At 53.8% G+C, this 9,872-nt stretch carries 8 protein-coding genes; 7 read left to right on the top strand and 1 reads right to left on the bottom strand.

Translation table 11 applies throughout. The features are described from left to right. Positions 1-200 precede the first annotated feature (200 nt). From ACT3TY_RS15695 to putP, 4 genes are all read left to right on the top strand, one after another. Entirely contained in the window at positions 201-560 is a 360-nt protein-coding gene (locus tag ACT3TY_RS15695) for a hypothetical protein (protein ID WP_172118313.1), read from the top strand. Between the two features lie 31 nt (positions 561-591). Continuing rightward, entirely contained in the window at positions 592-1,425 is an 834-nt protein-coding gene (locus ACT3TY_RS15690) for an AraC family transcriptional regulator (protein ID WP_172118314.1), read from the top strand. Between the two features lie 149 nt (positions 1,426-1,574). After that, on the top strand, positions 1,575-4,766 hold the full coding sequence (gene putA, locus ACT3TY_RS15685) for a bifunctional proline dehydrogenase/L-glutamate gamma-semialdehyde dehydrogenase PutA (protein WP_444628855.1): 3,192 nt from the start codon (positions 1,575-1,577) through the stop codon (positions 4,764-4,766). 309 nt (positions 4,767-5,075) lie between these two features. Then, complete coding sequence (putP, locus tag ACT3TY_RS15680; protein WP_444628854.1) at positions 5,076-6,566, top strand: sodium/proline symporter PutP; 1,491 nt, start codon at positions 5,076-5,078, stop codon at positions 6,564-6,566. 165 nt (positions 6,567-6,731) lie between these two features. Here the strand turns inward: putP and ACT3TY_RS15675 are convergent, their stop codons facing one another. After that, the gene (locus ACT3TY_RS15675; protein WP_172118353.1) at positions 6,732-7,064 is read right to left on the bottom strand and encodes a YqcC family protein; all 333 of its coding nucleotides are present in this window, start codon (positions 7,062-7,064) and stop codon (positions 6,732-6,734) included. A 287-nt stretch (positions 7,065-7,351) separates the two neighbouring features. On the opposite strand from ACT3TY_RS15675, the gene ACT3TY_RS15670 reads away from it, so the two are divergent. Genes ACT3TY_RS15670 through rimK form a run of 3 tightly spaced genes read left to right on the top strand, consistent with a single transcriptional unit; the run spans position 7,352 to position 9,816 of the window. Beyond that, a complete protein-coding gene (locus ACT3TY_RS15670) occupies positions 7,352-8,389 on the top strand; it encodes a DUF3549 family protein (protein WP_441679220.1) in 1,038 nt (345 codons plus the stop codon). 37 nt (positions 8,390-8,426) lie between these two features. Then, positions 8,427-8,867: an ATP-dependent zinc protease family protein gene (locus ACT3TY_RS15665; RefSeq protein WP_172118318.1), complete on the top strand. Its 441-nt coding sequence runs from the start codon at positions 8,427-8,429 to the stop codon at positions 8,865-8,867. Positions 8,868-8,907: 40 nt separating this feature from the next. Next, complete coding sequence (gene rimK / locus ACT3TY_RS15660) at positions 8,908-9,816, top strand: 30S ribosomal protein S6--L-glutamate ligase (RefSeq protein WP_087111618.1); 909 nt, start codon at positions 8,908-8,910, stop codon at positions 9,814-9,816. Positions 9,817-9,872: the final 56 nt, after the last annotated feature.

Below are 9,872 nucleotides of genomic sequence, written 5' to 3'. Positions count from 1 at the left end.
CGCTGCCCAAAAGGCAGCGGAAGCAAGGGATCGAGAAACAATAGCTAGGACAACACTATTAGCGACTGCTATCGCTACGTTGTCGTACTACTTCAGACACCTTGCGCCGAAAAAGTTCGCCATCGTTTAAAATTTTTGTCTTTAAGAGGTCGCGCGTATACTTAAGCATTCAATTCATTAAAGAGCACAGGAGTGGATGCATGGCACTGTACCTACTGGTACTCGGCGTCTGCCTGCTGGTGATAGGTGCTGTTTTATTAGCCCTGATGACGGTAGGTACGCCGCGCTACCGTACCGAGCCAAAGGATTTGCTGGCACTGTTTGACAAGGCCCTGGATAGCCAAGTGAGCGAAGCCGAGTGGGATACGATTATCGGCTATCCAATACGTCATAATGACTATCTGGACGGCATTCGACGCAGAGCGTCGCGTTTAATGGAGCTGCATGGGCGACGCTGGCAAATCGCCCAAGGCAAACCGCTATTAAATCAGGAAGGGCAAGCGGAGCTACAAGTATTACGAGATCATCTGGCGGCTCATACCGCCTTGCGTCAAACGTAGATGCGGTTGAAAGCGCCGAGGAGACAACCTGATGCCCAGTACTATTCGCAAAATACCGCTGGCGAGCGCAACCCATCATCACGCACATGACTTTCACCAAATTGTGATTACGTTGTGTGGTTCCTCGGAGTTTGAAATTGAGGGGCTCGGCGGACGTGTAAATGCGTTCTCAGGCTGTATCGTGCCTGCCAATCACGAGCACTACTACTCAGGCCATGGTCATAACCGGCAGTTGATTATTGATCTGCCAGAAAATGCGCCCGCCCTGACAGGTGAACACCGCGAGCTGGTCGCCCTGTTTGATGTGCCGCGCTTTTTTGCGTTAGATAACCCTTTACGCCACTACCTGGCGTTTATGGAAAGCGAGCTTGCCCAAGGGTTTGATACCTCACCTGTCTCGTTTCAGCAAGACCGCTTGGCCGCCACGCTACTGGGCTCGCTCAAAGCGCGCCTTGAGCATACCCCATCGGCTTCTCTGCGCAGAATTGATGTCTCTCTTATCGACCGCTTTATTAACCGCCACTTGGCCGATGAGCTGCGCGTTGCTGACTTGGCCAGGCTTGCCTGCCTCAGTGAAGCCCACTTTTCAGAGTGCTTCCGTAATCAGACAGGACTTTCGCCTTGGCAATACGTTAAGCGCCGACGACTTCACGCGGCTCGTCAGTTGATTTTGCAAAGTCGGTTGCCGTTAACCGACATTGCCATTCAAACAGGATTTGCCAACCAGAGCGCACTCTCTCATGCGTTTCGGCGCAGCTACGGCATATCGCCCCGTGCTCTACGCCAAGAGGCACCGGTTTCGCTAACGACAGCATCCTCCACTATGCTCAAAAAACCACTGGCAGCATCAAGCACACACTACTAAGGTCGCAAAGTAGCTCTGCTTGCCGCGAAATTGACACGTTTTACCGAGAAAACGACATACACGGAAACACAGACCACTCTACATTCGAGCGCAGCTTGGGCGAAATGCCCTACCACCTACTCGTTTTATGTAAATTTACGGGGGCCTCAATGCTCAACGCTAAAAACATGCGTGACTCTGCCACCTGGCAAACGGACCTTGATACGCTGATGGCTCAGGTAAGCGACCACTACCTTGTGGACGAAGAAACCTACGTCAGCGAATTAATCACGTGGCTGGATGCGGATCGCGACGATTTTTCCCGCATTGAAGCCAATACCGCAGCGCTCATCCACGATGTTCGTGAAATGGACACGGCGGTAGATACCATTGATGAGCTCCTACAGCAGTACAGCCTGGATACCCACGAAGGGCTAATGCTGATGTGTCTGGCTGAAGCGATGCTGCGTATTCCCGACAAAGCCACCGCTGATGCGCTGATTGAAGATAAGCTTGGCCCCGCTGACTGGCAATCTTATGCCGGCAAAAGTGAGTCGTGGATGGTAAACGCCTCCACATGGGGCCTGTTAATGACCGGCCGTGTCCTGAAGCTTGATCACCCTAAAGATGGCCAGCCTGCGACGTTTATTAACCGCATGGTTAATCGTATGGGTGAGCCTGTGATTCGTCGCGCGATGGTTGAAGCGATGAAAATCATGGGCAAGCAGTTCGTATTGGGCCGTGATATTAACGAAGCGTTAAAACGCTCCAAGCCGCTATTCAATAAAGGTTACACCTACTCCTACGACATGCTGGGTGAAGCCGCACGCACCCACGATGATGCCAAACGCTACTTTGACGACTACGCCCGCGCCATAGAGCAGGTGGGTAAAACGTCCCAGCACTTAAGTGATAAAACGCCCAAGCCTTCGGTATCGATCAAACTCTCAGCGCTGCATCCCCGCTATGAGTTTGGTCGCCGCGAACAGGTGCTGGCAGAGCTGGTTGATACAGTTATCAAGCTGGTCACCAAAGCTCGCGAGCTGGATGTGGCGGTCACCATTGATGCCGAAGAAGTTGACCGTCTGGAGCTTTCGTTGGAAGTTTTCCGCGACGTTTACTCAAGCGATGCGGTTAAAGGCTGGGGACACTTTGGACTGGTCGTGCAGGCGTACTCCAAGCGCGCCCTGCCGGTACTGCACTACATTAACCGCTTAGCGGATGAGCAAGGTGATGAAATTCCGCTGCGTTTAGTGAAAGGCGCTTACTGGGATAGCGAAATCAAGGAGTCTCAACAGCTGGGTGTCGACGGCTATCCCGTCTATACCCGCAAGGCGTGCACGGATGTTGCCTACCTGGCCTGTGCTCAGTTCCTGCTGTCAAACGATACCCTCGGGCGCATTTTCCCCCAGTTTGCGACCCATAACGCGCATACGGTTACGACTATTCTTGAATTAGCCAATCACGATAGTCGTCCGTTTGAGTTCCAGCGTTTGCACGGCATGGGCGAAGCCCTTTATGAAGCTGCCTTGAAGCGCGCTCCCCAAGGTACGTACTGCCGCATTTACGCGCCAGTCGGCGCGCACAAAGACCTGCTACCCTATCTGGTTCGCCGCTTGCTGGAAAACGGCGCGAATTCGTCGTTTGTTCACCAATTGGTCGACCCCGAAGTACCGGTGGAATGGCTTTGCCAGCACCCCATAGAGGCTCTGCGTAAGCAGGCATCCTTAGCCAATACGCAGATTCCGCTACCCAAGGATATTTACGGGTCCAAGCGGCGCAACTCGCGAGGCGTCAACCTGAATATCCGCAGCCACTTCTATCCGTTAATGGATAAGATGGCCGTCTTTATGGATAAGCAGTACCCGGTCAAACCGCTGCTGGCGTTCGATGTGGCGGACGATGCTGCCAATACCCACAACGTGACCTGCCCCTTTGATCGCCGTCAAAGCGTAGGCAGCGTTCAGTGGACAACTAAAGAACAGGCCACCAAGGCGCTTGACGCTGCCTGGAATGCCTTCCCGCGCTGGGAAACCACGCCGGTTACCGAACGCGCTGCCGTACTGCGCCGTTTGGCTGACCTGTTGGAAGAGCACATGCCGGAGCTTATGACCCTTTGCTCACGCGAAGGCGGCAAGCTCTTAACGGACGGTGTGGACGAGATCAAAGAAGCCGTCGATTTCTGCCGCTATTACGCCATGCGCGCGGAAGACTCCTTCGGCGAGCCGATTGAGCTGCCTGGTCCGACCGGTGAATCCAACCAGCTAATCATGGGCGGTAAAGGCGTGTTTGCCGCGATCAGTCCGTGGAACTTCCCGGTGGCGATTTTCTGCGGGCAGATTGTTGCGGCGGCGGTTGCGGGCAATACCGTGCTGGCCAAGCCTGCCGAGCAAACGTCAATTGTCGCCCACCGGGTGATCGAGCTGCTTTATGAAGCGGGCTTGCCACGCGATGTGGTTCAGTTGCTGCCAGGCGATGGCCCGACCGTGGGCAGCGTGCTGACCTCTGACCCGCGCATTACTGGCGTGGTATTTACCGGCGGCACCGACACGGCGCAGATCATCAACCGTGCCTTGGCTGCGCGTGAAAATGCGCCGCTGCCCACGCTGATTGCTGAAACCGGCGGCATGAACGCCATGATCGTCGACTCCACCGCGCTTCCCGAGCAGGTCGTGGTGGATGTTATCCAATCTGCGTTTCAAAGCGCTGGTCAACGCTGCTCGGCATTGCGAGTTCTTTACCTGCAAGACGACGTTGCCGACCGCGTCATCACGATTTTAAAAGGCGCAATGAACGAGCTGCGTATCGGTGATCCGCGCGATTTGGGTACTGACGTTGGCCCGGTGATCGACGAGGAGGCGCGCAAGGGCCTGCTTGAGCATATCGAAAAGCTTAAAGGGGAAGATCGCCTGGTCGCCGAAACGCCCATGTCAGCCGAGCACACCGAAAACGGTACCTTCGTGGCCCCTGTGGCCTTTACTATCGACAGTATCAATGCGTTAACCCGCGAACAATTCGGTCCTGTACTGCACATTGTGCGCTATAAGGCCAGCGAGCTTGACCAGGTGATCAGCGATATCAATAGCCGGGGTTACGGGCTAACGTTTGGTGTCCATAGCCGTAATGAATCCTTTGCTGCGGGCATTGCACAGAAAATTCGTGCGGGCAATGTGTACATTAATCGTAATATCATTGGGGCCGTAGTAGGCGTTCAACCCTTTGGTGGACAAGGGCTTTCAGGTACAGGCCCTAAAGCAGGCGGGCCGAATTACCTGCAGCGTTTTATCACTGAAAAGACGATTACTAACAATACGGCCGCTTTAGGCGGGAATGCGTCCTTGCTGGCGCTAGGCGATGAGTAAATAGCTCATCTAAATGGAAAACCTGAACTCCTCAAAAAGGATCTCTCATGGTTGAAAATAAAAGCGTAATGGCCTTTACATGCCCCCTCCACAGAAGGGGGGCATTAGGCACAGGGAATATGGCAAATAAACGCTTGAAACCTCTTTTTGACGGTACCTTCGCCAAATGTTTGCAGGTTACAGCGTGAACAAAAGGCTGGGTTAACAAGAAATAGGGTTAACAACAATAAGTCTGTGCTATTACCAAGCATGGCTCGGTAAGCGCACTCACCGGTCGGTGCTATCCGACTTGATAAACGGGAGAATTTCATGGCTATTGGCGTTTGGATCAGCCTTTTTGCTTACTTTGCGCTGATGATCGGCATCGGGCTTTATGCGATGCGCACATCGACATCCACCTCTGAAGATTACGTGCTAGGCGGTCGTACCTTAAGTCCTAAAGTAGCCGCTCTTTCAGCGGGTGCCTCAGACATGAGTGGCTGGCTGCTGCTGGGTTTACCTGGCGCGATGTTTGTATCGGGCCTGGGCTCTGCCTGGATCGGCATCGGTCTGTTCGTCGGGGCCTTCTTCAACTGGCTTCTGGTTGCACCCCGCCTGCGTGAACAGACCGTTCACTATGGCAATGCAATCACCATCCCGGCCTTTTTGGCTAACCGATTCCCGACCCGGGCAATGTCGCTGAAAACGGTCTCGGCGATTGTCATCGTCATCTTCTTCGCGGTCTACACCGCGTCAGGCCTGGTGGCTGGCGGTAAGCTATTCGAAAGTGCGTTTTCTGGCTTGGTGAATGTTGGTGGCCTAAGCGATTATGCAACCGGCATCATCATCACGCTGGGCGTGGTACTTGTCTATACCGTAGTGGGCGGCTTTTTGGCCGTAAGCCTGACGGACTTTGTACAAGGCTGCATTATGATGCTGGCGCTAATTATCATGCCCGCAGTGGTGCTGTTCGGCGAAGGCGGTGGGGGCTTCAGCCAAGCAACCCAGACCCTTAATGAAGTCGATCCAACGCTACTGTCGTGGACAGAGGGCTTGACCTTTATTGGCTGGCTCTCGGCGGTGACCTGGGGACTGGGTTATTTCGGCCAGCCGCATATTATCGTGCGCTTTATGGCTATCCGGCATCTGAAAGATGTACCTACCGCCCGTAATATTGGTATGGGTTGGATGGCCATTTCCCTGATTGGCGCCATCTCGCTCGGTATTTTTGGCCGGGCTTACGCTATTCGTAATGGCCTGGAAATTCAGGATCCCGAAACTATCTTTATTGTCCTGGCAGAGCTTTTATTCCATCCGCTGGTGACCGGCTTCCTTTTTGCAGCCCTTCTAGCGGCAGTGATGAGTACCATTTCCAGCCAGCTTCTGGTGGCATCTTCATCACTGACAGAGGATATCTACCGCCTGTTCCTGAACAAACAAGCCTCGGAAAAGCAGACCGTTACCGTTGGCCGGATTTGTGTCGTGCTGGTAGGCCTGATAGCCGCCATTATCGCCTCTGATCCAGAGTCACAGGTACTCGGCCTGGTGAGTAACGCGTGGGCAGGTTTTGGTGCCGCTTTCGGTCCCTTAATCATTCTGTCACTAATGTGGCCACGCACCAACGGAGCGGGCGCCATTGCAGGCATGGTAGTAGGTGCTCTCACCGTTATTATCTGGATCGCACTGGGTTGGAACGGCGAGTTTATGGGTGGCCCCGGCATCTATGAAATCATCCCCGGCTTCATCGCTTCTTTCATCGCCATTATGGTGGTAAGTAGCATGACCGCTGATGCCGGTGAATATCAGCGTATTGAGTCCTAACGCAGTAGATAAATAGAGCGTTACCAGGGCCACCGCGAGGTGGCCTTTTCGTATTGCACAACGGTACTAACAAACGCGCAACTGATCGGTCACCCGTCGGTCATCGCTTTTGGATGCGTCACCAACGAATTCTGACGCAACGCATACAAGGCGACGTACTACCGATTAATTCTCGGTAACCAGCTGGTCGACTTTCTCAAAAGCACGCACGACCAGCCATTGGTCGCTGGGGCGTACTTTTTCCTGAATAAGATAGGCGGCCATTGCCGGGGCTACCTCGCATTTCGCAGGCATTGGCGCTTTCGCTTCGGCGAGCGCATTCAGCCGTGCCACGAATACAAAACGCACCCATTGGGGCAGCGACATCGTATCAATACAGAAGGGTTCCTGGCTTGCGAACGCCGTTACATCCGGCGTGGGGACGCGCCATAAATTGGCGGCCTTCATGGCGGCTTCAAGCTCAAGAAGCGCGGTTTGAAGCTGTTGATGGACGCTCATATACACCTTGTATCAAATCAGTTTGGTTAATGCCCATTATCCCAACTCTGTCCACGAGTTACCACTTTATCCCCCGCCAACTCAGGTTATTCACCGATTCACAGAAAACCTGCAAGAGGCTGTGGATAAACTATGGAAAGGTCTCGCTAACGCTACTCTCAAGAGGCTTGCAGGAAGTTGTTCATTTTTTGATCATCCGTATAAAAAAGCACCAATTTATCGACCGTTACGGCTGACACTGTGCAGCGGTCAAGGTAGAGTGCAGACTTGCAAAGCGGAAGGACATCATGCAACCGATTCAGACCATTGATGATTTTTTTACACGTAGTGGCGCCGAGGTTTCGCTCTATTATATGGGCCGACGCGTGAGTGCCTGCTCGCGTGAGACACTGAGTCGCTTTGAGCGTGGCCAATGTGCCTGGCCCGAGCCTTGGCAAGGTCAGGCACGCTTCGCGGCCATATTTCGGCTAGGCGACATGCCCGAACCGGCGATATGGTTTTTAGCGCTTCCTCTTGACGAGCAGGGGCTGCTCTCCCCCGCTCAGCGCGATGGATTTTTAAATCGCCTGATGGAAACCCTGGGGAAAAATGTTGCATACGTAGGCCAGAACGCTAAAGACGTGGAGCATTTAATGACGGATAATCCGCTCGCCTTTACGCCTAACGTAACCTTCCAGGCAGTGCTCAACGCCTTCGCAACGCAAGAGCGTGAACTGCCCGCCAGCCAACATCTCGAGCCTGTTGAAGCCTATCTGACCGGCCAGCAAACCATTGACTGGCAAGCACTAGGGCTTCAAGGAATCGCCGATTTCACGGCACGCATGGATGATTCCCAGGCCAACACCCTGGCCCCCCGGCTCGCCACCCTACCCACTAGCGTTGTGCACTCACTCTGCTACTGTTTAGAGCATCAGCCTCTAGCAGTGGCGTCGATAGTGTTGGCGCTGCGTGAGATAGGTGAAAAAGCGGCGAGTGAAGGCGATGTTGAAACGCTCTGCGCCTGTATTCGTGCGGTGGGTAGCACGTGCCAACCAAGCGTAGGCGACTGGTATACAAGCTTGCTGGAAGACGCTCATGCGTGTGGACCCGATGTACTGGCTGCGATGGCTGGTCGCGGTTGGCTCTTACTGGAAGACGCGCATCGTTTACCGCTTTTCCTGAGCCGCTTGGCGGAGGATGAACGGACCAACTTTTCTGCGGTCGTGCGCGACCTTGCTTTAATACCGCGTTTACGGCTACCAATAATGGTAGCGTTACGAGATGCCCCTAACGGTTCGGCCATACAGCGACGTATGGCGGCCATGACATCAGCGGCTAGCCGTTAAATGGGCAGCGCTATTAACGAATTTCAAGGAGTCAGCCGTGAAGGAACTACCCTACCAGGCTAAAGCGGTTATTGGCCGTCGCGAGATGGTGACGTTGCCTGAGCTGGGGCTTCACCTATGCTGTAAGGCAGATACCGGGGCACGTACATCAGCACTACATGCCGAGGAAATTGAAACACATGAAGATGAGCATGGGCAGCTATGGATTAGCTTTATCACCCATAGCGGTGGGCCAGAAACGCCCGCTCATCGCCTAAAAATGCATCTGCATGATAGACGCCGGGTGATCAGCTCAAATGGGCATAGCGAATGGCGATATGTTGTTCGTACGATGATGGAAATGGGCCAGATGAGCTTTCCTGTTGAATTGACATTGACAGATCGCAGCAATATGCGTCACGCCATGCTATTAGGGCGCCGCGCCATGCGCCGCCTGCTAGTGGCCCCGGGCGCTGCATTTTTACATGGCGAGCCTTAAATTAATGACGATTAGCCCTTTATTTGGCCCGGAGTCCTGAATGCATATCGCACTACTGTCACGTAATCGCAATTTGTACTCGACACGTCGCCTCATCGAGGCTGCTGAGCAGCGTGGGCACTCGGCCCGTGTTGTTGATACGTTGCGCTGCTACATGAGTATTGCATCTCACCACCCTTCTATTCACTACAAGGGGCAGGAAATTGAGCCGTTCGATGCTGTCATTCCGCGCATTGGCGCCTCAGTAACGTTCTATGGCTGTGCGGTACTGCGTCAGTTTGAAATGATGGGCACCTACGTTATTAATGACTCCGTTGCCATTACTCGTTCCCGTGACAAGCTGCGCTCGCTCCAGTTGCTTTCGCGCAAGGGACTTGGGCTGCCGATTACCGGCTTTGCCCATTCGCCGGATGATATTCCGGACCTGATTACCATGGTTAAAGGCGCCCCACTGGTCATCAAACTGCTGGAAGGCACGCAAGGCATCGGCGTTGTATTGGCGGAAACCAACCAGGCCGCTGAATCGGTGATTCAAGCGTTCATGGGCATGAAGGCCAACATCATGGTTCAGGAGTACATCAAGGAAGCTCGCGGCGCGGATATACGCTGCTTTGTTATTGGTGATAAAGTCGTCGCTTCCATGAAGCGCCAGGCAGCAGAAGGCGAGTTCCGTTCTAATTTACACCGGGGCGGCACGGCCAGTGTTATTCGGATTACGCCGGAAGAGCGCTCAACGGCCATTCGGGCAGCCAAAGCCATGGGCCTACGCGTTGCGGGGGTCGATCTTTTACGCTCTAACCACGGGCCAGTCATTATGGAAGTCAATTCCTCACCAGGCCTTCAGGGTATCGAGAACTCAACCGGTAAGGATATTGCAGGCTTGATCATTGAACATATTGAAAAAAATGCCTCTCCAAATCGTAAAGCGCCGCCCAAGCCTAAAGGTTAAGGGAAAAAACCAAAAATAATCCGTATGAGGGGTGGCAAATATTTGCTGCCCCCCCC

The organism is Halomonas sp. AOP22-C1-8 (assembly GCF_052378905.1).
GTDB lineage: Bacteria > Pseudomonadota > Gammaproteobacteria > Pseudomonadales > Halomonadaceae > Vreelandella > Vreelandella citrativorans.
The sequence above is the reverse complement of the archived record's forward strand: the minus strand, read 5'-3'. Positions and strand labels throughout refer to the sequence as shown.